The 23049-nt window shown below is 32.0% G+C and carries 20 protein-coding genes; 6 read left to right on the top strand and 14 right to left on the bottom strand.

Features of this window, described 5'->3' with window-relative positions; all coding sequences use genetic code 11:
• Positions 1 to 92: 92 nt before the first annotated feature.
• The gene (locus NMK29_RS13645; RefSeq protein ID WP_108803688.1) at positions 93 to 2369 is read left to right on the top strand and encodes a T9SS type A sorting domain-containing protein; all 2277 of its coding nucleotides are present in this window, start codon (positions 93 to 95) and stop codon (positions 2367 to 2369) included.
• Positions 2370 to 2537: 168 nt separating this feature from the next.
• Positions 2538 to 2936, top strand: coding sequence for a hypothetical protein (locus NMK29_RS13640; RefSeq protein WP_108803689.1), 399 nt, complete (start codon positions 2538 to 2540; stop codon positions 2934 to 2936).
• Positions 2937 to 3059: 123 nt separating this feature from the next.
• On the opposite strand, the gene NMK29_RS13635 is transcribed toward NMK29_RS13640, so the two are convergent.
• The 6 genes from NMK29_RS13635 to NMK29_RS13610 all read right to left on the bottom strand — a co-directional run bounded on the left by NMK29_RS13635 (position 3060) and on the right by NMK29_RS13610 (position 8151).
• The gene (locus NMK29_RS13635) at positions 3060 to 3920 is read right to left on the bottom strand and encodes a polysaccharide lyase family 7 protein (RefSeq protein WP_159092235.1); all 861 of its coding nucleotides are present in this window, start codon (positions 3918 to 3920) and stop codon (positions 3060 to 3062) included.
• Positions 3921 to 4001: 81 nt separating this feature from the next.
• On the bottom strand, positions 4002 to 5213 hold the full coding sequence (locus NMK29_RS13630) for a bifunctional alpha/beta hydrolase/OsmC family protein (protein ID WP_108803691.1): 1212 nt from the start codon (positions 5211 to 5213) through the stop codon (positions 4002 to 4004).
• 185 nt (positions 5214 to 5398) lie between these two features.
• Positions 5399 to 5620 carry a ComC/BlpC family leader-containing pheromone/bacteriocin gene (locus NMK29_RS13625; RefSeq protein ID WP_108803692.1) on the bottom strand — a complete coding sequence of 74 codons (222 nt, stop codon included), beginning with the start codon at positions 5618 to 5620 and terminating at the stop codon, positions 5399 to 5401.
• Between the two features lie 163 nt (positions 5621 to 5783).
• Positions 5784 to 6893 carry a serine hydrolase gene (locus NMK29_RS13620; RefSeq protein ID WP_108803693.1) on the bottom strand — a complete coding sequence of 370 codons (1110 nt, stop codon included), beginning with the start codon at positions 6891 to 6893 and terminating at the stop codon, positions 5784 to 5786.
• A 105-nt stretch (positions 6894 to 6998) separates the two neighbouring features.
• Positions 6999 to 7382, bottom strand: a complete 384-nt coding sequence (locus NMK29_RS13615; RefSeq protein WP_108803694.1) for a DUF3037 domain-containing protein — start codon at positions 7380 to 7382, stop codon at positions 6999 to 7001.
• Positions 7372 to 8151, bottom strand: coding sequence for a HipA family kinase (locus tag NMK29_RS13610; protein ID WP_108803695.1), 780 nt, complete (start codon positions 8149 to 8151; stop codon positions 7372 to 7374). Before NMK29_RS13610 ends, NMK29_RS13615 begins: the two co-directional genes overlap by 11 nt.
• 198 nt (positions 8152 to 8349) lie before the next feature.
• On the opposite strand from NMK29_RS13610, the gene NMK29_RS13605 reads away from it, so the two are divergent.
• The 3 genes from NMK29_RS13605 to NMK29_RS13595 are packed head-to-tail and all read left to right on the top strand — an operon-like array spanning position 8350 to position 12449.
• A complete protein-coding gene (locus tag NMK29_RS13605; protein WP_108803696.1) occupies positions 8350 to 8835 on the top strand; it encodes a T9SS type A sorting domain-containing protein in 486 nt (161 codons plus the stop codon).
• 4 nt (positions 8836 to 8839) lie between these two features.
• Positions 8840 to 10648, top strand: coding sequence for a hypothetical protein (locus NMK29_RS13600; RefSeq protein ID WP_108803697.1), 1809 nt, complete (start codon positions 8840 to 8842; stop codon positions 10646 to 10648).
• 7 nt (positions 10649 to 10655) lie between these two features.
• Positions 10656 to 12449, top strand: a complete 1794-nt coding sequence (locus NMK29_RS13595; RefSeq protein ID WP_108803698.1) for a hypothetical protein — start codon at positions 10656 to 10658, stop codon at positions 12447 to 12449.
• A gap of 84 nt (positions 12450 to 12533) precedes the next feature.
• On the opposite strand, the gene NMK29_RS13590 is transcribed toward NMK29_RS13595, so the two are convergent.
• The 6 genes from NMK29_RS13590 to NMK29_RS13565 all read right to left on the bottom strand — a co-directional run bounded on the left by NMK29_RS13590 (position 12534) and on the right by NMK29_RS13565 (position 20923).
• Positions 12534 to 13253 carry a DUF547 domain-containing protein gene (locus NMK29_RS13590; RefSeq protein WP_108803699.1) on the bottom strand — a complete coding sequence of 240 codons (720 nt, stop codon included), beginning with the start codon at positions 13251 to 13253 and terminating at the stop codon, positions 12534 to 12536.
• 300 nt (positions 13254 to 13553) lie between these two features.
• Positions 13554 to 14123, bottom strand: a complete 570-nt coding sequence (locus NMK29_RS13585) for a cysteine hydrolase family protein (RefSeq protein ID WP_108803700.1) — start codon at positions 14121 to 14123, stop codon at positions 13554 to 13556.
• 121 nt (positions 14124 to 14244) lie between these two features.
• On the bottom strand, positions 14245 to 14922 hold the full coding sequence (locus NMK29_RS13580; RefSeq protein ID WP_108803701.1) for a DUF2490 domain-containing protein: 678 nt from the start codon (positions 14920 to 14922) through the stop codon (positions 14245 to 14247).
• 25 nt (positions 14923 to 14947) lie between these two features.
• Positions 14948 to 16900: an alpha/beta fold hydrolase gene (locus tag NMK29_RS13575; RefSeq protein ID WP_108803702.1), complete on the bottom strand. Its 1953-nt coding sequence runs from the start codon at positions 16898 to 16900 to the stop codon at positions 14948 to 14950.
• 12 nt (positions 16901 to 16912) lie between these two features.
• Positions 16913 to 20131, bottom strand: coding sequence for a hypothetical protein (locus NMK29_RS13570; protein ID WP_108803703.1), 3219 nt, complete (start codon positions 20129 to 20131; stop codon positions 16913 to 16915).
• 18 nt (positions 20132 to 20149) lie between these two features.
• Positions 20150 to 20923, bottom strand: coding sequence for an MBL fold metallo-hydrolase (locus NMK29_RS13565; protein ID WP_108803704.1), 774 nt, complete (start codon positions 20921 to 20923; stop codon positions 20150 to 20152).
• 114 nt (positions 20924 to 21037) lie between these two features.
• Here NMK29_RS13565 and NMK29_RS13560 point away from each other — a divergent pair, with 114 nt between their 5' ends.
• The gene (locus tag NMK29_RS13560; RefSeq protein WP_108803705.1) at positions 21038 to 21271 is read left to right on the top strand and encodes a hypothetical protein; all 234 of its coding nucleotides are present in this window, start codon (positions 21038 to 21040) and stop codon (positions 21269 to 21271) included.
• An 11-nt stretch (positions 21272 to 21282) separates the two neighbouring features.
• Here NMK29_RS13560 and NMK29_RS13555 read toward each other — a convergent pair whose 3' ends face one another.
• A complete protein-coding gene (locus tag NMK29_RS13555) occupies positions 21283 to 21636 on the bottom strand; it encodes a hypothetical protein (RefSeq protein ID WP_159092236.1) in 354 nt (117 codons plus the stop codon).
• Between the two features lie 266 nt (positions 21637 to 21902).
• Positions 21903 to 23048, bottom strand: a complete 1146-nt coding sequence (locus tag NMK29_RS13550; RefSeq protein ID WP_108803707.1) for a serine hydrolase — start codon at positions 23046 to 23048, stop codon at positions 21903 to 21905.
• Between the last annotated feature and the right edge of the window lies 1 nt (position 23049).

The following is a 23049-nucleotide window of genomic DNA, read 5'->3' as shown; positions in this document are numbered from 1 at the left end:
TAAAATTAAGTATTAATTAAGAATTTAGAATTAGATTTTTTTAATTATTGGATACCTTAAATTTGAGAAAACTAACTTAATCTTCATAATAAATGAAACAATTCATTACACTAATATTAATACTATTAGGGCTTCATTTACAAGCATCTAATGATAAGTATCGACTGACCCTAAGAGGTAACCCTTCTACTTCAATAGTTGTAGGATGGAATCAAACATCTGGTAGCAATCCTACTGTTTATTTTGGAACTATTGATTATGGAACTAATTATAGTAATTACCCAAATTCTAAATCACCAGATAGAATAGTTTCATATAAAGGAATGAATAATAATTTTGCCAGACTTACAGGATTGCAGCCTAATACCGCGTACTATTTTGTAATTAGAGATAGTCAAGGTACAAGTGAGCGTTTCTGGTTTAAAACAGCTCCAGCGGATAAAAGTAGGTTATCCTTTATCGCAGGGGGTGATTCTAGAAATAATAGAACACCAAGACAAAATGCAAATCGTTTGGTTGCTAAATTAAAGCCTCATGCTGTATTGTTTGGAGGCGATATGACAGATGATGATACTAATAGTCAATGGCAAACTTGGTTTAGTGATTGGCAGTTAACAACTGCATCCGATGGAAGAATGTTTCCAATTGTGGCAACAAGAGGGAATCATGAAGATAGTAATAATAGCGTTTATAATTTATTCGACACACCATCTTCTAGTGTTTATTATGCGCTAACTTTTGGTGATAATCTCGTTAGAACATATACGTTAAATACGGAAATTTCTATTTCAGGTAATCAAACAACGTGGTTGCGTAATGATTTGAATTCAAATACTAACGTTATTTGGAAAATGGCACAATATCATAAACCAATGCGTCCACACGTATCTTATAAATCAGAAGGAAATAGTCAGTATAGCAATTGGTCTCAATTGTTCTATGATAAAGGTGTGAAATTAGTAATAGAATGTGATGCACATACTGTAAAAACTACTTGGCCCGTAAGACCATCTACAGGTTCAGGAAGTGATGAAGGTTTTATAAGAGATGATCAGAATGGAACAGTATATGCTGGAGAAGGATGTTGGGGAGCTCCTCTGCGTTCTAATGATGATAATAAAAATTGGACAAGAAATTCTGCAAGATTTAATCAGTTTAAATGGATTTTTGTGGATGAAAATAAGATTGAAACTAGAACTATAAGAGTAGATAATGCTTTGCAAGTAGGTTCTGTATCTAACAACAATGTATTTCAAATTCCTTCGAATTTAGATATATGGAATCCTTCTAACGGAAGTGTAGTTACTATTAATAAAGAAACAGTAGATCCTAATCCAGATAGTGGGACAATCGAAGTAGCTATTAGCAACGGTAATGATGATGTAGAAGAAAGAGAAAATGGAGATGTGTATACTAATAGTAGTGATTTAGAATTAGTATATGATAGTTATAGTGATGCAGGAAATCAAATAATTGGACTTAGATTTCAGTCTCTGGCTTTACCTAAAGACGCAACAATCACTAACGCATATATTCAGTTTACGGCTGATGAAAGTAATAGTGCTGATGCAGAATTAGAAATAGCTTTACAGGATAGTAGCAATTCTTCTGCGTTTAGTACAAGCGATTATAATGTTTCTAACAGATTAGTATTTTCTAACAAAGTAATTTGGAATCCTAATTCTTGGTCAAGTGGTCAGAACGGTTCAGGACAACGAACTCCTGAACTTAAAAATATGGTTCAACTTCTTGTAAATAAAAGTAGCTGGACCTCTGGTAACAGTGCTTCTTTTATTATAAGAGGAAAAGGTGTTAGTTTAACTAGCACTTCGGCAAAAAGAGTAGCGGATTCTTATGAAGGAGGTTCTGATAAAGCAGCACGTTTAGTTGTTGCTTATACTACAGATTCGGATACAGATCCTGTAGATATTTGTTTAGGGATTTCTCCTTGGCAGAGTGGCGTTAGTTATGCTATTGGAGATAAAGTAACATATCAAGGTTATCTGTATGAAAGAACATCGTCTAGTTGGACTAATTTGGGAGCTTGTGGAATAGTAAGAGTTAATACAGATGTTTCTAAAGTACAATCTCCACCACTAGAGGAGTTAGAGAATGATATGACTTTTGATATATATCCTAACCCTTTTACTGATCAATTGAATATTACTATTTCTAGAAGGTCGAAAGAGAATTATAAAGTTATGATTTACAATTTACAAGGTAAGATTGTATATGATAAAATCGTAGAATCTAGTGCTGATAAAACTACTATTTTATTGTCTGGAACCCAGAAATCAGGAATATACTTATTGTCTATAGAAGATAGTAATGGTAAGATTATTAAAACAAAACGATTGATTAGAAAATAAAAATTGATCAAAAAACACTAATCCGAGATTATGGATTAGTGTTTTTTGTGAAGTAATGAATAATACCAATTTAAGAAAATGTTAGATAACATTTTGATAATCATTAGGTAAACGAATATTTGATTTTTATTTAGAAATTTAAACTCTAACTCTTAAACCCATATTATTATGAGATTGATCAAAGTGATGTCATTTTTGATTGTAGTATGTTTCTTTTCTTCTTGTGAAAAGGAAACAAATAGTATAGAAGAAACAACGTCGGCAATTGAAGAAAAAAGTGAAGTAAAGTTTGATGTAATTATCAAATTAGTAGATGAATGGACCGGTCAGGAAATTCCCGCTGGAACTTTACCTGGATACGGAGCTACTAATTTAGAAACTGGAGATATTTATTTTGATTCTAGATACGAAGTAGGGCTTTTCGAAAGTCTTCCAATTGGAACATATAGGTTCGATGCTCGTGATGGTTATTTCGATGGTGCATCCTCGGCCATTGTCGATGTGAGTTCAGAAAATGAAACTCCAGAAGGATGGATTGAAGTAACATTAAAATATTGGTCGGAATAATAAAGATCAAAAATTTTTATACTTTCATAATGGAAAAAAGGGAAGCGTGAGTCCTGTATAGCTTCCCTTTTTTATTTATATGAATTAAGTGATAAGTTTTTTACTTAGCTTGTATAATTACAATTACTGATCATCAGATTCGAATATAACTGATGAGTAACCTACAACAAGATTTTTAGTGTGTGGTCCATCATCATTATATAGACCAGCTTTAAGATAAAAACCATTAGCTATACCGCTATCGTTTACCCAATCAGTGGTATTACCCGGTTCATATGATTCGTTCACTATAACGGTTCCATTTTGTTCTACTGTTATATGTGCAAAACCATTGCCCTTAGCAACAATTATTTTTAGACTTGATAAATCATAATCTATTCCTCCAACAAAAGAAAAATCTTCTTTTTGGAAAGAAGTATCCCCAGAGTCTACTTCTGGATCTTTTCGAATTACTGTTTCTAATCCGTCTTTATGTAATACCAGTCTAAAAAAAGGCTTATTAGAACTACCTCCTCTATTATGAACTTGAGCAATGGTGACACCATTATCAGGAATATCATAATAAATAGCTTCTAATTCAATCTTGGCAAAGGATGTAAGAGGTCCTCTAGAAATTTGTTTAAACTCAGCTCTTCTACCTTTATCTAGTTGACATTCTAAAAACAGTTCAGACTCATCCTCGGCTAAATAGAAATAAGGATCATCTGGTACAGCATTTACAAAAATTCCGACAAGATTGTTATCAATAGTATCGCAAGGAGGGCTTTCGCAACCTCCAGTATTATAACTATGTTCAATGACTATATTGTTATCAAACATAAATCTAGCTTCTAATTCAGAACTTTGATCATCATCATCATCATCCACTGGGGAATCTTCTTCACTAACAATTTCTGTTTCATTATCGTCATTACTAGAACAACTGCTCATTAAACCAATAAAGAAGACTAATAGCACTAAGACAATTAAACGTGAAAACTTCATAAGTATACAGATAAAAAATTCAACAATTTTTCGTCGCAAGAGTACTTCGAAACTTACAATGTTTTCAAAAATACTTAGAATTTAAATCAATTTAGTGATCACTTGCGTGTCGGAATGTAATGTTTTATGAACTGGACATTTATCTGCAATTTGTAGAATTCTAGTAATTTGTTTTTCGTCTAGATTACCTTCTAGTTTAATTTCTCTATCAAAAGTGTCTATTTTAGCTGTTGGATCTTCACAATTTTCGCAATCTTCTACATGTTTTTTATCATAAGTTGTATGTACTTCTACATTTCGAAGATCCCAACCTTTTCTGGTAACGTACATTTTTATAGTCATAGCGGTACAAGCAGATAGTCCAGCAGAAACCAATTCGTATGGAGAAGGTCCAAAGTCACGACCTCCTACACTTTCTGGTTCATCAGCAACCATATAATGATTTCCTACCTTCATTTGGGTAGTGTATCCCTCATCGTTTCCGAGACTAGCTACTACGTGGTGTTGGCTTTTTAGTTTAGGTTCTTCTGGGATATCAACATATCTAGAGGACCATCCTGCTATCACTTTTCCAACGTATAAAGAATCTTCTTTTCTCATGAGTAAATGATCCGCTCCATCTAAGGTTACAAAACTTTTTGGATGTTTGGCAGCGTGATATATTTCTTCAGCATTTTTGATACCAACGGTAGTATCTTGAGGAGAATGTAAAACGAGCAATGCTTTATTCAAATTTTTAGCTACTAGAGGCAATGATTTGTTTTCTAAATCTTCTAAAAACTGTTTTTTTATCGTAAAATCTCTACCGCTAAGGTTTACCACGGCTTTACCATTTGCTTCAATTTCAGGTAATCCACTTTTCAGTAAATGCTGTACGTGTGTGGGGTCAGATGGAGCCCCTACTGTGGCTACAGCATTAATAGAATTAATTTTTGTCGCTGCAAAAATTGCTGCAGCACCACCAAGAGAATGTCCTATTAGTAGCGAAGGAGCTTGGTACTCCTTTGCTAAAAAATCAGCTGCTGCGATAAGGTCTTCTACATTTCCAGAGAAGTTGGTATCTGCAAAATCTCCTTCACTTTCTCCTAAACCCGTAAAATCAAAACGCAGTACACCAAACCCTTGAGAGGTTAATGCTCTACTAATATTTCGCACTGCTCCTAAATTTTTATTACAGGTAAAACAATGTGCAAATAGAGCAAAGTTATGAGGGTGTTGATCCGCAGGTAATTCTAAACGACCAGAAAGTATTTGTCCTTCTGCGTTAGTAAAAGAAATTTTAGAAAGGCTCATGTGATTGTTGTTTTTACTAAATGTCGTTTTTTTTGAGCTTTTCTAACTTTTTGAAGAGGTTAAAAATGTGTTAACGTTTTTAGTTTAAAGATATCAAATAAGAATTTGTTTAGTAGCCTATTAATGTTTTAGGAAAGAAAATCATCATACTGATAAAAAAATATATCAGTATGATTTTTTTTCATTTAGGCTAGATGCGCCTCACAAGGAATCCAAACTTCATCTCCATCAGTATCTATAGAAGACCCACAATCCATCATTGCTGATCCTTCTGGGTAATATTGAACAAAAGTACAACTGTTAACCTGCTCCGGAGTGCATTGATCTCTCTGTCCACCACCAATTTGGATGAGTTCTTCTCGGGATAATGTTCTAAAATCATTAAAATTTTCTAACAATGTTTTCATAAGTATTTTATTAAATTAAAGAATAAAACATGCTTCCTTAAAAACACTAATAAAAGTTGTTTTTTCCCCGTTTTTTGAAATGTGTTTTTATTGTAAAAAGAAAGTTATTATCTGTTAGTCAGTTGATTGTGTATGGTTTTGTAGCCCTTTATACTTGAAAGGTTTATTCTAAATTTTTAATAATTTTATTGAAGAATAAATTTGAAGAATTATCCAACAAAACAAAACTTGTTTTCTTTTTAGTGTTTCTTACGAAATAGGAGTTAGCAGCTAACCAAACTCCATTGTGCATTACAGTATCTTCATTTAGAATCACCCAACCAAATCCATAGTTTGATTTTTGACCATTATTTAAAATAGGCTTTTTAAAGGCTTCTTTAAGATTCTCAGGGCTGATAAGATCATTTTGATACCAGAATTGGTCCCAAATCACAAAATCTTCTATACTACTAAAAACAGCACCATCTCCAGCAACTCCATCAATAAAGTTAGGTTTGATCTCTCTAACCTCTCCAGCCATGTCTTCAAAACCATCAGTCTTGTCTTTAAATGTCTTGTCTTTAGACAGTAAATTCCAAACTCTAGTAGTTTTCATTCCTAACGGAGTAAAAATTTGTTCACTCATAAAATCTTCAAAAGATTGATTAGAAATAGTTTCTATAATCCTAGCTAGTAAAATATAGTTTGTATTAGAATATTGATATTTCTCATTTGGAATAAAATCAATTTTTGGGTGATTTTCAATTAATAGATCCACAGCTATTCGATTTGTAAGAATATTTATACTGTCTTTATTTTTATCTGCAAGACTCATATATGCATCCGGAACACCCGAAGTTTGATTTAATAGATGTCTAATAGTAACTTTTTTATAAGGAAATTCTGGTATATAAATACTTACTAGATCATCATAATCTAATTGGTTTCTCTCTTTTAATAACATGATACCACTAGCGGTAAATTGTTTAGATACCGATGCTAATCTAAATGCAGATTTATTCGTTAATTGGATGTTTCTCGACGCATTTGTGAATCCATAAGTTTTTGCTAATAGTGGTATGCCTTCTTTTGTAATTAAAACACCTCCATTAAATTTTCTTTCGGTATGAAGTTGTTCTAACCAGTTATCTATCTGCGTCACTCTTTCTGTTGGACTAGCATCTTTAGGAATGTTTAATGCAGGAACTTGTAAATAAAATGCAAAGAACCAAACGAAAAATCCAATTACGGCTACAATACCTAATAGAAGAATATATAGTATTACTTTTTTCATATACGATAATGATTTTATAGTATATAAGTATTAAAAATGACGATTTCGTTACTGTATTTTTTTTACTAATATTTCTAAAAAAGATAGATTGGTAGAAGATGAAAGCTATAAAACATAGTTGTCAAAAAGGTGATCTAGTTCTTTTTGAGGATCGTGACATATTCCTGGATGGGTTTTAGAACTTTGTATAATTGTACTTCTACAAGCGGTTAACCAGCGGAATCTATCTGATAGTTCTAATTTTCCGATTGCTCCACCAGAAGGAGCCCCAATACTAATTAATTCCCAGGATTTAAGATATTCTTCTAAATGTTCTATAGTTATGTCACTAGAAAAAGCTTTTAATTTATGTTGATCAATATGATACTTAACCTTAAGAAACTTTTTTCTTTTAGAGAACACGATCACTCCTATATTAAAGAATTCTTCGCGTTCTACTTTAGGAACGAATCTTATGATCGCAAATTCAAATGTACATCTATTTTGCATCTTCAGCTTCTTTAACTAGTACATCAATTTTAGAAAGTCTACTCTGAATAAACTCTATATAGGCGGCTCTCATATCTTCTGAAGTGAGTTCTTCAGATTCATCTGTTAACCAATCTTCTGGTATTTTTGATACTATTTGATTAATTTTTTCTGATGTCATATATGTTTTAATCTCTTTAGCTGCTTGTTCTAGGTCAGTAGCTCGTTCTAACAATACATGATCTTTTATAGCTGGAAATGTTCTGTCCAGATGATTTCTCCACTGTTTCCAATTATGATGAAAGTAAAAACTAGCACCATGATCTATTAACCATAATTCTTTTTTCCAGTTAAGTAAATTGGTGTTTTTTGCGGTTCTATCAATGTTACTAATGATACTATCCAATAACACCACTTTTGAAGCAGTCATTCCATCTGCAATAGAAACTAGTGGATCATACATGATAGCCTCTGATAAAAAGTGCAACCCTAAGTTAAGACCAACACTAAATTTTAGTAAATCTTGAATTTCTTCATCTGGTTCAGTTTTACTGAAAGAATCATCTAGATTCATAAACACTAATTCCGGAACTTTTAATCCAATAGATCTTGCTAGTTCACCACCTATTAGTTCCGAAACAAGAACTTTTTTACCTTGGCCAGCTCCTCTAAACTTTAATACATACAGAAACTCATCATCTGCTTTTACGATTGCAGGCAGAGAACCACCTTCGCGCAGTGGTTGTATATATTGTACCACATCTACTGTCCTAATATCAATAGTATTCATAGGGGTCTAATATAATAAAAAGAAGCAGCCATTATATAAAGTTAAGAACAGATTTTTTTGGTAATAATATCGGGGAAAAATACTTTTTTTAAGATGATTAAATAAAAAAACAGGTATAAATACCTAGGTAACTAATGATTCTTTTTGGTCTAATTGGGATTTAATTTACGTAGTTTTAAGATATTAAAACATTTATATATGAAACATAATTACATACCCCTTATGGTTTTGATGTTTTTTTCTTTTGGGATCACCTTGATGATCGCACAAGAGAATACTGTTTCTGGTAGCGGAAATGCTTCAGGAACAAGTGGAACATCAAGTTTTTCTGTTGGACAAACCTTTTATACAACCACCCAGAATGCAAGTGGATCATTATCGGAAGGAGTTCAACAGGCTTTTGAAATCGAAACGTTGAGCAATCCAGAGTTCGAATCAGTACAACTTAATGTTAGTACATATCCGAATCCTACCACGGACAGATTATTTCTTTCCATCGATGAGATTGATTTAGAGAATACAAGTTTCGAAATCCATGATATTCATGGGCGATTAATTATTAGTAAAGCTATTGATAGTAATACTAATGTAATAGAAATGAGTTCCTATGCTTCTGGAGCGTATATTTTAAAAGTGAAGAAGCAAAACACCTCTTTAAAGACTTTCAAAATCATAAAAAAATAAACCGATGAATAAAATAATTACTTTTTTAATTTTTGCGTGTACAATAAGTATTACGGCACAAAATTCATATAGAATTAACTATCAAACTGTAATTAGAGATGCAGATAATATGGTTGTAGGGAATACAAATGTAGGAGTACAAATTAATATTCTGCAGACATCCGCTTCTGGTACTTCTGTTTATTCGGAGAATCAGAATGTTACGACCAATATTAATGGACTGGCCAATTTAGTGATTGGAAATGCTGCTGGTTTTGATTCTATTGATTGGTCTGTTGGACCCTATTTCATAAACGTAGAAATAGATCCAACAGGAGGAACGAGTTATACATTGTCGACAGTTAATCAACTTTTAAGTGTTCCCTATGCTTTGCATTCAGCTAGTGCAGATGTTGCAGCAACTGCAGATTATAATTCATTAACAAATCTACCGACAATAATAACTTCAGGGCAAGCTGCAAAGGTCGATTTTATCACTGTTACATCGGCTGTAAATTTAGATCAATTACAAACGGACGTAACAGCTAACAATGCCAAAGTTACATTTCCTGGATTTGGAACTGTTCCTGGTACCGCTTTAGAAGGAGATAATGTGATATGGACAAAATCTGTAACTGACGATATCTTTTATAATACAGGGAATGTTGGTGTCGGTGTGGATGAATCGAGCAGTTTTAGTGGTTCAAAATTACATGTAGGAGGCCCAATTTTGTTTGATGGTACTCCGGCGGGAACTGTTCCTGGAAGTTTTTATTATGACAATACAGGTAATGGAAGCTTTCATTATATAGACAATACCAATACAGATGTAACTATCAATACAGGAGCTGTTACATATACTGGTGGATTATGGAGTATAGAGAATGGAGACGCTACTATTAGTACTGATGTAATTATTCAGAATAGTTTAGGAGTGGGTGTAGATGCAACATCTGGTGTTGACTTTGGATTTAATACACTTCTTCTTACAGAAAATAATCTAAGAATATTATTTGATGATAGTGATGATATCTCTGGGACATTACCAGCTAATGATTGGCAAATAGAAATCAATGAATCTTCGAATGGAGGTACAAATCATTTTGCGATTGTAGATGTTACAGGAGCAACAACGCCTTTTAAAATTATGGCTGGAGCGGCTGAACATTCTTTGTTTGTCGCAGCTAATGGTAATGTTGGAATAGGAACAAATTTACCAACCAATAAATTAGAAATTGTAGGAGCAATTAAAGCAGATTCTTTTGTAGGAGATGGCTCTGGAATAACAGGAATAGCTTCAGGTACTGGTGGTATTACTAATGCAGGAGATACTACTATTGCGGCAGATAATGATGCAGATACTGTTGGAGAAATTGCTTTTCAAACCCAAAATACAACCAGAATGACAATTAGTAATACTGGATTTATTGGTATTGGAACAACAACTCCCTCGGTAGCTTTAGAAGTAGTTGGGGATGCCAAAGTAGATAATATGACACTTAATGGTAATGTTGCGGTTCAAGGGATTGCGATTACACCTAATGCAGAAATATCAGCTACAACTTTTCCTGCAACTTATGATGTAACAGATAAGAGTTTTGTTACGTTTGATGGTCAAGCAGCTTCTTCAATTCAGGCATTTTCGGGCGGTATCACAGGACAATCTGTAATAGTTGCCGTTTTGACTTCTGATGTAACATTCGAACATAATGCAGGAACTACCGCACAGAATTTTCAGTTGGCAGGAAATGCGAATATTTTATTGACGGCTAATAGTAGTGCCACATTTATCTATGATGGAACTAATTGGTATTGTGTAGGACTTAACAACTAATAAGAAGATGAAAAAGTTATTTATAAGCCTATGTTTGCTAATAATTACGACAAGTATATATGCACAGGCACCAGAAAAGTTAAGTTATCAAGCTATTATACGGGATGCCTCCGACGCATTGGTTATTAATGCTAGCATATCTGTACAAATTAGTATAGTGCAAGGCAGTGCAACTGGAACTACAGTATATAGTGAAGTTCATAATCCTATGACTAATTTTACAGGAGTTGTGAGTTTGTTAATAGGGGATGGAACAGTTGTTTCCGGATCATTAAGTGGAATTGATTGGGGAAGTGATTCTTATTATATTAAAACTGAAACCGATCCTACTGGAGGAACTAATTACGATATTGTAGGTACAGCTCAATTATTAAGTACGTCTTTTGGATTAATTAGTGTGAATACAGATAGAGCCCTAAGTGTAGATTATAATAATTTAACTAATTCACCTGCCACGATAACGACAGAACAAAGTGATAAGGTAAACTTTCTAAGTATTACATCTGCTGCAGATTTAAATCAGATTTCAACCGAAGTATCTGATAATACAGCTAAAACTTCGTTTCCGGGATTTGGAACTACTACAGGAACAGCATTCGATATTATTTGGTCTAAAATAGGAGATCATGCGTACTATGATACGGCAAAAGTTGGTATCGGTTTTACGGATGCAACTACTTTTGGTAATGCTGTTTTAGGAGTTAAAGATGGAATGATCTTAAGCAATACAAATGATGAAGTAGCGCAGCCAACTCCTGGTTCTCTTTTTTATGAAGGAAGTGCTAAAGGATTTATGTTTTATTATGACAATACCGCAACATTAAGGTCTTTAGGAACAGGAGATATTACTTTTAATACCAGAAACAACTTGTTTTTAGAAGAATCTATTATTAAAAATCGAGTAGCTATAGGAAGTGATGTTACCACAGGAATGGAATTTGGAGAAAACGATATGGTTTTATCAGATGATACTATTGGTATTTGGTTTAGGGATACGAGTGTTAGTTCAAGCTTTCCAACTAATGATTGGGTGATAAAAATCAATGATGTTTCTGATAATGGAGAAAATTATTTTGCTGTTTTAGATACTACAGCTAATAGAGTTCCATTTAGAGTAATGGCTGGAGCTCCAGATAAATCTCTAGAGGTTAATGCTAATGGGAATATCAATATTGGTAACCTGATTTCTGCCGAAAAAATGGAAGTAGATGGTAGTGTTGTAGCAACTTCTTTTGTAGGTAGTGGAGCTAACTTTACTAATCTTGTTGGATTAGGGACAGCAACTACATCTAATACAGGAAGTACTACTGTTGGAGCGGATAATGATGCAGATACCAATGGTAGTATTATTTTTGAAATAGAACAAAATACCAAAGTAAGAATTGAAAATGATGGATCAATAAATAATGGAATCGTAGACGTGTCAAATCTTTTGAGTATTAACGGAGATGCCAATTTTACTGATTTGACTACACAAAATCTCTCTGTAGATGGATCTGTGCAAACTTCTGTATTTACAGAAACAAATGTTGGTAATTTTACAACTTATGATTTAACAGATAAATCTATTGTACTTTTAAATAATGGTTCTAATGTTACTGTTTTTGGGTTTACCAGAGGTGTAACTGGGCAAAAGGTACATTTGATTAATATTCATCCTACTACTACTATTACTATATTTCCAAGTCTGGTTCTTTTACCCCCATCTTTGGGGAACCCTGTCTTAAATCAAAACGAAAGTATAAGTCTAATATTTAATGGGTCTAGCTGGATAGTTACGGATTTTGTAGGAACTCCTTAGTTCTAAAATATCATAGATCCTTAGAAATTATAAAAGCCCTTTGTTTTTAAACAAAGGGCTTTTGTAATATATAGTTTAGAAGTATTATTCCTTTTCATTTAGACTCCAGTCATATTCTAAGTATTTTATTGTAGAGGCATTGGTAATTTTTTCTTTAGCATATCTATTAATATAACTTTTTATATCTCCGTTATCAAAGTCTTTAGCATACCACTCGAATACCTTGGATATCATCACTTTATCTTTGGTGATAAGATTTTTAGTAGGATCGTTGATATAGTTTGATGTACTCTCTTCTAATGCCTGTGTTATATTTCTATTGGTATATGCTCTGTTCCACAGTTTTGGAGATGAGGTAGCAGCACAGTTAAGTAGAAAATGTATTCTAGGTTCATTCATTTTTCTTAATATAGTGTGCTCTATATCATCTAGACTATATTGTACATTATTAATAGTTATTGATTTTTTCTTCCAAGGATTTTTAAGATCATTTATTGATTTAATAGGATAGTGATCTATAATCATTTTCATTACTATAGCATTATATAGATTTACCCAATAAGCAAGTTTCTCGTTATTTTCAGAGTTTTCTGAAGGATAATTAGTGGATAAAGATGTAAAGTATTTGTCAAATAAAAATTTATCTCTAATAAACCCCTTGTAATCTACCTTACCATCATTTGAAACATTTAGTAATAGAAGTTGATCCCATACCATATGATCGATATGTTTCTTTTGTGCTTTTAGATTTGATATAGAACTTGATAATAATATTATTGCTAGTATTAAATATGTTTTTTTCATATTAGGGCTATAGTATTAGAATTATCGATAATTAAAATGGGGAAAATTACGTTTATTTTTACATGTGGTTTTACCGTAAAAATACATTTAATATCGATTAAAAACAAATATTTACGATGTAATAACATTTGTTTATTTGTTTTTACTAAATGTAATACATTTTTTCAATGTTAAAAAATGCTCTTAATCGATTAGCTGTGATTGTAGAAATCGTAAATTGAATGTATAAGGTTAATGGTGTAATTATATGGGGTTAAACAAAATAAGAATAGAAGATCTTTTATTTAAATAATAATCGAATTAAGAAAGTTTAATTATTTCTTCTGCTAGCACAACCGTAGCGAATTCATCTTTAAGATTAGCAATTTCAATGTCGTGTACCATTTGAGCACTATATCTTTTACCACTAAAACTAATTTTATCAAAAGCTGCTACAGCGTCTTCTATTAAAAACGTATTAAACCCATAATTTGAAGCCATTCTGGTACTGGTAGATACACAATGTTCTGTGGTTAATCCTACAATAACTACATTTTTAATATTTGCATCTTCTAACTGTGTTCTAAGGTCTGTACCTATAAATGCACTGTTTACATCTTTTTCAATAATTGGTTCATTTTGTTGTGGTACAATAAAATCTTGAAATTCGTTACCAGTTTTCCCTTTGGCTAATGGAGAATCTGGGTTAGAAGAACAATGTTTTACGTGATAGATTGGTAAACCTTCTGATCTCCATTTTTTTAGTAAAACTTCAATGTTTTTTTCAGCGTTAGGGTTATTACGTTCCGTACCATAATATCCCGGATTGTTGATTCCTTTTTGTACATCAATAAGAAGTAATGCTGGATTATCTTTTTTTGTAAGTACCATAGTTTTCTTTTTAAAGAGCTTTAAAAAAATGAAGTTTTTATTGTTTAATTGAGCCTTTGGAAATTTTAATCTTTTAATAAGATAAAAGTGACCAGAGGCTCAATTAGACATCAATGTTTTTTTATTCTTTCTTTCTGAAGTCGGTATTATAGATGATACCTAACTGCAATCGATCAAAGTTGATACCAGTAAAATGATTTTTTAAGTACCCAAACTGAATACTAAAGTTTGATTTTACATTATAACCAATTGCACCATATAAACGATTTTGTCCAAAAATAGGCTCTTGTAAATTAATGAAAACTTCATCATAAACATTTATGAACCATTTCTCGTTAAAAGGATAGGTTAGTTGTAATCTATACCTAGCTCGATGTTCAGTAAAATCATCAGCTTGTGTACTAATAAACCTTTGTTCTAATCGATATCGATGTTCGAACTTTACTTTTCCGACTTCATTTTTAAGAATAAATTGCTCAAAAATTCGATGTTCATTACTATTTTCTTCACCAGGAATATCTGCAAAAGTACCATCTGTATTGATATAACCATATCCAATAGTTGCGATTGCATTTTCCGTAAGATGATAATTTAAACCAGTTCGAAGTAATAATTGATTAAAAGTATTAGCTACTTCGTAGAAACGAAATTGAGCTTCAGAGTGAATGCTTAGCTTATCTGTTATTCGATTCGTTCCAAAATACATATACCAAGCGCCTAAGTCATCTTCTCCAGTTTCTTGAGCGCTAGTATAGGTAATACTCATTAGTATAGTAAGGAATACAATTGTTTTTCTCATAAATATATTTAGTAATGATATAATACTAGGATTCTGATTCTACAGTTTTAGTTTCAGATTTTCCGTCATTAATGATTTCTGATCCTGGTTCTTTTAGATATTTATCTAAGAATTTTAGGATTCTTCCGTATGCTTCGATCTGATTCTCTTTTTTTACAAAACCATGTCCTTCATCTTCAAACAATACATATTCTACAGGAACACCATTTTTCTTAACTCCAGCGACTATTTCATCCGATTCTACTTTTAGAACTCTAGGATCCTTAGCTCCTTGTAACACAATTAAAGGTTTAGTCACTTTTTCTGTGTGAAATAATGGTGAGATTTGTCGTAACCTTACAGAATCAGCTGTATTCGGATCTCCCATCTCAGTATATAAAGCATCTTTAAAAGATTCCCACCATGGCGGAATACTTTTTAATGTTCTTAGCCAGTTGGTAACTCCGAATATATTAACTCCTACTTTAAAATCTTCAGGAGTATAGGTAAGAGCCGCCATAGTCATATAACCTCCATAAGAACCTCCAATAATTCCTATTTTATTGGCATCAATAATATCTTGTTGTGCCAACCAATCTTTTCCGGCTACACAATCTTTTAGATCTTTATCTCCGTGATTTTGATCATCCATTTTATAGAACGTTTTACCATAACCACTACTTCCTCTATTATTTACGGCAAGAATTGCATACCCGTGATTTACATAATATTGGATTTGTGAACTAAAACCTTGTCTAGATTGCCCTCCAGGACCACCATGTACCCACACCAATGCTGGAACTTTATTGTCCGCAGTAGCTTGTTTTGGCTTATAATATATCGCTGGAATTTCTAAACCATCAAAAGATTTAAAACGAACAACTTCTGATGCTACTAAATGGTCTTCGTTAATATCTTTGTTTAATACATCTGTTAATTGATAATATTCTTTAGATGCCATATCGTAAGAATAAACGTTTCTAGGAGTACTTGAACCTGAAACATTTAAAAATGCCATGGACTCATCTCTAGAAAAACTTGCACTTGAAATTTCTTTATTTTCAAATGAAGGAAATGCCACATCTGTGCCAGTAGCCACTTCTTTTACATCCATTACAGTTTTAGCATCCTCATTAGTAAACATTACTTGATATTTTCCATTTCTGGTAAAATAAAAAGAATTAATATCCCAATTTTTTTCTGCTACTTTTTCTTTTGTACCATCTGCAAGATTATATTTCATTAAATAACTAAATTCTGCATTATCATCTGTGGTATAATAGAATGAAGTGTTGTCTGGAGAAAAATCTTGAGGTTGATTACCGCTAATATTCTCATTGATTTTAGTTTTTTCTTTGGTTTCTGTATTCATTAAATACAAATCGACATCGTTTGTAGTCACTGCCTTAGTAAGTGCAATGTACCTTCTATCTTCAGACATACCGCCAAAATCCATTCCATCGTTATTTTGATAAATCATTTTAGAAGTGAAATCGGCAATATTCATTTCATAATGATCCATATATTTAGGATCTCTTTCATTACTTCCATAAAAGAAACTTTTTCCATCTTTTGACCAACCTCTAAATAAAGCTCTCACATTTTTTTCGGGAGTTAGTCGCGTAATACCAGAACTGTCTTTAAGAAATATTTTATATATTTCATCTCCATTGCCATCCATTCTAAATAGTATTCTATCATCTTCTGGGAAATAAGAAATTCCAAAAACAGAAGAGCTATCAGATTTTGTAATCGGAATTAATTCTCCACCTTTAACAGATGTGGTATACATATTATAAATACCAGAACGATTACTAGTCATAAGAACTTTGGACTTATCGTTAGAAAAGCCATTAGAAAATGCATTTTCATTGTCCATAAATTGTTCAATTGAATATTCTTCAATTGCAATAGGAGGAGCAACAACTTCTTCTTTTTTTTCTTTTTTGCAGGAGTAGAGTAGTAGTACCCCAAGTCCTATAATAAGGAGTTTTTTCATGATTAAGAATTTTTATTTGATTGTGAAAGTTTTTATCTCTTTAAACGGAGACGTTTCTAATTTTTCTATTGCTTCTTGATAAGGTTTCCAATCTTCTCTGAAGAAAGAATTCGTTTTATCTAAAGCTTCTTTTAATGCGTCATTTGCGTGTTTGATTAAGGTTTTTTCTGTAACTGTTAAACCATTTTGCCTACTTCCGGTGTACCAACCCGCAGTTCCTAAACGTTGCATCACAGTTACTTCTGGATTACGAGTAATACCTTGTCTTTTATCTTCTTTACCTAAATAAATTGCTATGGTAGAATCAATTTTTTTGATAATATCCTTAGAAGATTTAATTTGATCTTTAAACTTCTTTTTATCTAGTTTCTTAAGCTCTTTTTGGTATTTAGAAGCTACTTCTTTGCTTTCTACCAATTGTTTAACTACATCTGCGACTGTTTGCCTCATAGATTCAAGATTTTTAGAAGCATCGTATATTTCGTTTATATTTTGTTGAGAAACTTGCAATCTTGGATCAGATTTAACTTCTATGTTAGATTCAGATTTTTGATCACCATATTCCATTATCAACTTATAAGTTCCTGGTTTAACACTAACTCCACCAGGTTCTCTTTTTGATTTTTGAATTTTTCTTGATGGTCGGTCTACACCTTTTTCATCCATAAACCAGCTCATTCTATGAATTCCTGTAGAATCAGGAGTTTTTTGTTTTAACGTTCTGATGAGTCGATCGCCATCATATATTTTTAGATGTATAGAATCCCACTTCACCTTTTTTTCTTCCTCTTCATTGTTTTCCTCTTCATTGTTTTCTTTTTCATCTTTTTTATCTTTCTCTTTTTTAGACGCCTCTTTTTGTTCTACGGTTACAAAAAAGCAAATATGTGCACCAAAATCACGATTCTCACCATTGTATACGGCATCAGCACCAAAACGACTTCCTGTTGGTTGTTGATATGCAGCTTGATACGCAGTTGGAGGATTAAATAATTGTAATTTTTGATTAAGAATACTTTTATTTTTAGCTAATGCGCGTAAAGGTCTAATATCGTCCAGTACCCAGGCAGCTCTACCAAAAGTTCCTATAACTAGATCGTGTTCTCTAGGTTGTATTATTAAATCTTTTACTGAAACTGTAGGAAAACCAGAAGTCCATTTTGTCCATGTATTACCTGCATTTAAAGAAATATATAAGCCATCGTCTGTTCCTAAGAAAAGTAAATTTTTCTCAATAGGGTCCTCTACAATGCTTAAAGCATAACTTTGTACATCATTATCATCTACGATGCGTTCCCAAGTTTTTCCATAGTCTAAAGTTCTGTATGCATAAGGAGTGTAATTAAACCTTCTATAATCATTAGCTACTAAAAGAGCTTCTCCTTTTTTCTTGTTAGAAGCTTTAATCTGAACTATCCAACTGCCACTAGGTAATCCTTTAATATTTTTAGAAATGTCAGTCCAATTTGCACCACCATTCTGAGTGATATGAACACGTCCATCATCAGTTGCAGCCCACAGCATATTTTGTTCTAGAGGAGAAGGTTCTATTACTAAAATTGTACAATGATTTTCTGCTCCTGTAGCATCCATAGTTAAACCACCACTTTCTGCTTGTTTTAATTTTTCTGGATCATTTGTAGATAGATCAGGAGAAATTACCTCCCAAGTCAATCCTTTGTCTTTACTTTTGTGTACAAATTGACTTCCAAAATATAATGTACTATTATCAAAAGGATCAATATTGATTGCAGCATTCCAATTAAAACGTAGCTTTACTTTAGGATCTGGATGCGTAGGTTTAACTGTATAATTATTACCGGTCATCCAGTCATAACGGCTAACAAAACCTTGTTGACTCATAGACCATCCATATCTAGAATCATCTTTATCAGGTACTACATCAAATCCATCTCCAAAAGATATTTCCTGCCAGTAAGAATTTCTAATTCCTTGAGCCTTCCATACATATGCTGGACCTCTCCAACTACCATTATCCTGCATACCTCCATATACATTATATGGATATTCATTATCTACATTAATATGGTAAAACTGTGCGACAGGCAGATTACCTATAAATCTCCAAGTTTTTCCTCCATCTCTGGTAATGTTTAAACCTCCGTCATTTCCATCAATCATAAAATTACCATCTTGTGGATGTATCCACCAAGCATGATGATCAGGATGTACACCATTATCAACTCCATAGGCTGGCATTAACTGCTTGAAATTTTTTCCACCGTCTTCAGATACATTTACATAGGTAAATACAGAATATACTCTATTCTCATTCTGAGGATCAACATATATTTCTGAATAGTAGAACGGGCGATTACCAATGTCGTTTTTGTCATTTATTTTTTTCCATTTAAACCCACCATCTTCGGATTTATATAAAGCATTTTTTTTAGCTTCAATTAATGCGTAGATAATATTGGGTTTATTTCTAGCTATAGCGATCCCGATTCTTCCCAGATCACCTTTCGGTAATCCATCTTTGTCGGTTCTTTCTTGCCAAGTTTTTCCTCCATCATGTGTAATGTATAATCCAGAGCCTTCTCCACCTGATTTAAAAAACCAAGGATCACGTTTATGTTCCCATAAGGCTGCAATCAGTTTATTCGGATTAGTAGGATCCATTACTAGATCTGCAGCTCCTGTTTTATTGTTAGCAAAAAGCACTTTGTTCCAAGTTTCTCCTCCGTCTATTGTTTTGAAGATCCCTCTTTCTGGATGTATTCCCCAAGGAGATCCAATTGCCGCAACATACACAATGTTAGGGTTTGTAGGATCTATTACGATTCTATGAATATGACGAGTTTTTTCTAACCCCATCAATTTCCAGTTTTTACCTCCGTCTAAAGACTTATATATTCCATAACCTCCATTAAGACTATTTCTCGGGTTACCTTCTCCCGTTCCAGCCCAAATCACAGATGGATTGGATTGCTGAATAGCAACTGCGCCAATTGAACTTGTAACTTCTTTGTCAAAAATAGGTTTCCATTTTATTCCACCTGATGTAGACTTCCATAACCCTCCAGAAGCCGTTCCTGCATACATAATGTCTGGATCAGACGTAACAACATCAATAGAAGTAACACGTCCACTCATTCCGCCTGGACCAATATTACGTGGATGTATTTTTTTTACATGATCCATGGAAAATTCTTGTGCAGAAATGGAGGATATGAGGATGAGAGATAATAGAAATAGTAATCTTTTCATTTTTATAGAGTGAGTTAATTATAATTGAATTTGTTCTTCTAATGTTGTTAAAAAATGTACTTCAGGATATTTTTTCTTTAAATCCTGTAATTCTTGTTTTTTTATTTTAGGTGAAATATGTGTAGCAATAATTTGCTTTGCATTAATGCGATTTTTAATAAGTTGACTTGCATTATTATTTAATAACATCCAATAAGGAAGAATTACAATGTCAATGTTGTCATTTACCAATTTTAATTGGTTAAACAAATCAATATCATCCATCCAATTAGTATCACCGACGTGTAGAACTTTTTTTGATTTAAAATCAATAATGTAACCGACATTTTCTACACTTAGATGTCTTTTTCCTGCATGATTGATTTTTACACCTGTGATATCAAGTGTTTTGATTTTTATGGTTTGTTTTTTATAATCGGAGGTTGCAATTGTAAATAATCGATTATTAAAAGGAGTTATTTTTTTTGTTATTTGATTAGGCCCAAATAGAACAGCTTTTTTATTAAAATTTAAATAATCATTAGAAAGTAATGCACTAAAATGATCTCCATGATGATGTGTAAATAGTACAACATCTGGTTGTAAATCTGTATGTATTTTAGTAATCAAAGAGGTTGGAGGAAAAAGATAATCATCTCCATATTTAGAATGTAATCCATCTATTAATACAGAAGATTCTCCATTAGAAATATAAACACCCATATTCCCTGTATAGATGATCGATATTTTTTTTTGAGAAAAACCAGAAACACTAAAAATTACAAGAGTTAAAAGGAAAAATCTTTTTAACATTTTTGATTGATTATCTAATTAAAAAGCTAAAGTTAAGAAAATGAAAATGCGAAACTCTTAAAGGGGTGTTAAGTTAGAAAATAGCTACATTTGAAGAGGTTAAATACTAATAATATGAAATTTATAGAACTTACTTTGCATAATCATACTATCGTGCATGGATTTGATGCAAGAAATCAAGAGATAATAGAGAAAGTTGAGGTGAAATCTCCTTCTAAAAAACTGGTTTCGGTAGATCGAATATTGTCTATAAGCGAGAAGTATATTTTAATAAAATACGCTTTCGATAGGATTATCTATTGGGAATACTTGGAAGAATACGATAATCTAAAGACAATGCTATCCTAATAGTTTTTATTTTAAGGAATCATTATTTTTTTTTTCTTACTATTTCTAGCCGAAATTAGTTTGAAATTCTTATCGACTTTTATAATAATAATGTTCCCAGTATGGAGGTTAACCATTTTCCACCTAAATCCATATGAAGTTTCAAAAATTGCAGATCGAGCCATCTTCCTTAGGTCAATTTCATCAATCTGTTCAATAATTTCTGTAGCTAATAAATCTAATCCACGTTTTTTTTCTTCATCCTCAGATAGTTTTCTATCTATCTGATTTTGAATTGTCATTGAAGAATTTGATGTTATAAATAGATTGTTAGGGTATAATACGCCAAAGGTAAATAATAATAAGAATAGTATATATTGTTTCATATGTTCTTGTTTTTAAAACTATATACTATACTTGTTGTATTGTATATAGTTACTTAATTATAAAATGTGTAACCATATTTTGTTGTTATTTGTACTAAACTTAAACGTTCTTAAAACTAAGGGATTATAAAATTAGTTCATTAGATGTCTTTTGAATATATAATTTTGTTAAAAAAAGATTAATATTTCTTAAAGTTTGAGGTTTTATCGAGTGATTTAGCGTTTATTTTGAGAAATTGTTAAAAAAAGTCGTTATAGAAACGAAATTATTTACTTTTTTGTTTTTCTAAGTCGTAGATCATTCTTCCTAATTGCGCTAGAAATGGAATTCCGATTTCATCATATTCATAATTGTCATCGTTATAGATTTCATTTTCGTTTACGTGTATTGTAGCCGATAATATAAATTCTACATTGTTTTTTGTGTCTTTAATATATGCGCAATCGGTAAGATAACCATAAGCATATCCTACTTTATTGTAGATTTCTATATGTTTGGGAATGTCTTTTTTTGTATCACCAAACATAAAAAACTTAACATATCCATCGTAGTATTCTTTTTTATCGTAGCCAGCTTCATAAGGAATTGTCTTCATTGCTTTAATTATAAATTCAAGATCCCTTTCTGAGATATTAAAACGTTCTTTTGGAATAAATGTATCAGGAAATTGAATACGTTTCATTAGCCCATGTAAAGATCTTAACGGAAGATAATTTTTCTGTGAAAAATCTTTTGGAGTTCTTATTAAAGAATCATTAAGAATATAGCCTTTACCTTTTTGAACTTTTTTTAACGCTAGTTTCAGGTTAGGTGAATTTTCTATACCTTTTTGTTCATATAGTGCAATACTATCCTGGATTTTGTTTTTAAAAATTAATGATTGAGATTTAGTATTAGAAGCATTATTAGTCGATAACCTATGAGATATTCTACTATTGATGTTTTTAGAGTTTAACTTTTGATTGATATAATCTTGTCCAAGAAATTCAAATAATCGATTATATGCTTGATTATCACTTACCGCAAAAATCTTAGTAATTTCTTTTTCTACAGAAGAGTATGAGGAATCTTGTTCTGTAATAAAACTAGTTTCTTTAGAAATCGGGATATTATTTTTTTGTAACTCGTTTAATTTTTCTAATGCAAGTACAGCAATTGGGAATTTAACCGAGCTTGCCGGATAAAAATACATGCTATCCGAAACATTAAATTCATAATCAGTAAATGTTGTTTGTCCTTTTTTATTTCGATTGATCTGACTATATAAAATCTGAACTTCGTATTTCTCAATATTCTTACTTACGTTTACTATTTGTGGTATATCAGAGTTTAAGATCTTTTCTAAAGGATCTTGTTGACTACATGATATCATAAGTAAACTTATAAAGCTAATTAAAACAATTGATTTCATA

Origin of the sequence: Aquimarina sp. Aq107 (genome assembly GCF_943733665.1) — a bacterium.
Classification (GTDB): Bacteria; Bacteroidota; Bacteroidia; order Flavobacteriales; family Flavobacteriaceae; genus Aquimarina.
Note: the sequence above shows the minus strand (reverse complement) of the source record. Positions and strands in the feature narration are given on the sequence as shown.

Coding starts and splice junctions, on each gene's coding strand:
- NMK29_RS13645 (WP_108803688.1), top strand. CDS start 93: ATGAAACAATTCATTACACTAATATTAATACTATTAGGGCTTCATTTA.
- NMK29_RS13640 (WP_108803689.1), top strand. CDS start 2,538: ATGAGATTGATCAAAGTGATGTCATTTTTGATTGTAGTATGTTTCTTT.
- NMK29_RS13635 (WP_159092235.1), bottom strand. CDS start 3,920: ATGAAGTTTTCACGTTTAATTGTCTTAGTGCTATTAGTCTTCTTTATT.
- NMK29_RS13630 (WP_108803691.1), bottom strand. CDS start 5,213: ATGAGCCTTTCTAAAATTTCTTTTACTAACGCAGAAGGACAAATACTT.
- NMK29_RS13625 (WP_108803692.1), bottom strand. CDS start 5,620: ATGAAAACATTGTTAGAAAATTTTAATGATTTTAGAACATTATCCCGA.
- NMK29_RS13620 (WP_108803693.1), bottom strand. CDS start 6,893: ATGAAAAAAGTAATACTATATATTCTTCTATTAGGTATTGTAGCCGTA.
- NMK29_RS13615 (WP_108803694.1), bottom strand. CDS start 7,382: ATGCAAAATAGATGTACATTTGAATTTGCGATCATAAGATTCGTTCCT.
- NMK29_RS13610 (WP_108803695.1), bottom strand. CDS start 8,151: ATGAATACTATTGATATTAGGACAGTAGATGTGGTACAATATATACAA.
- NMK29_RS13605 (WP_108803696.1), top strand. CDS start 8,350: ATGAAACATAATTACATACCCCTTATGGTTTTGATGTTTTTTTCTTTT.
- NMK29_RS13600 (WP_108803697.1), top strand. CDS start 8,840: ATGAATAAAATAATTACTTTTTTAATTTTTGCGTGTACAATAAGTATT.
- NMK29_RS13595 (WP_108803698.1), top strand. CDS start 10,656: ATGAAAAAGTTATTTATAAGCCTATGTTTGCTAATAATTACGACAAGT.
- NMK29_RS13590 (WP_108803699.1), bottom strand. CDS start 13,253: ATGAAAAAAACATATTTAATACTAGCAATAATATTATTATCAAGTTCT.
- NMK29_RS13585 (WP_108803700.1), bottom strand. CDS start 14,123: ATGGTACTTACAAAAAAAGATAATCCAGCATTACTTCTTATTGATGTA.
- NMK29_RS13580 (WP_108803701.1), bottom strand. CDS start 14,922: ATGAGAAAAACAATTGTATTCCTTACTATACTAATGAGTATTACCTAT.
- NMK29_RS13575 (WP_108803702.1), bottom strand. CDS start 16,900: ATGAAAAAACTCCTTATTATAGGACTTGGGGTACTACTACTCTACTCC.
- NMK29_RS13570 (WP_108803703.1), bottom strand. CDS start 20,131: ATGAAAAGATTACTATTTCTATTATCTCTCATCCTCATATCCTCCATT.
- NMK29_RS13565 (WP_108803704.1), bottom strand. CDS start 20,923: ATGTTAAAAAGATTTTTCCTTTTAACTCTTGTAATTTTTAGTGTTTCT.
- NMK29_RS13560 (WP_108803705.1), top strand. CDS start 21,038: ATGAAATTTATAGAACTTACTTTGCATAATCATACTATCGTGCATGGA.
- NMK29_RS13555 (WP_159092236.1), bottom strand. CDS start 21,636: ATGAAACAATATATACTATTCTTATTATTATTTACCTTTGGCGTATTA.
- NMK29_RS13550 (WP_108803707.1), bottom strand. CDS start 23,048: ATGAAATCAATTGTTTTAATTAGCTTTATAAGTTTACTTATGATATCA.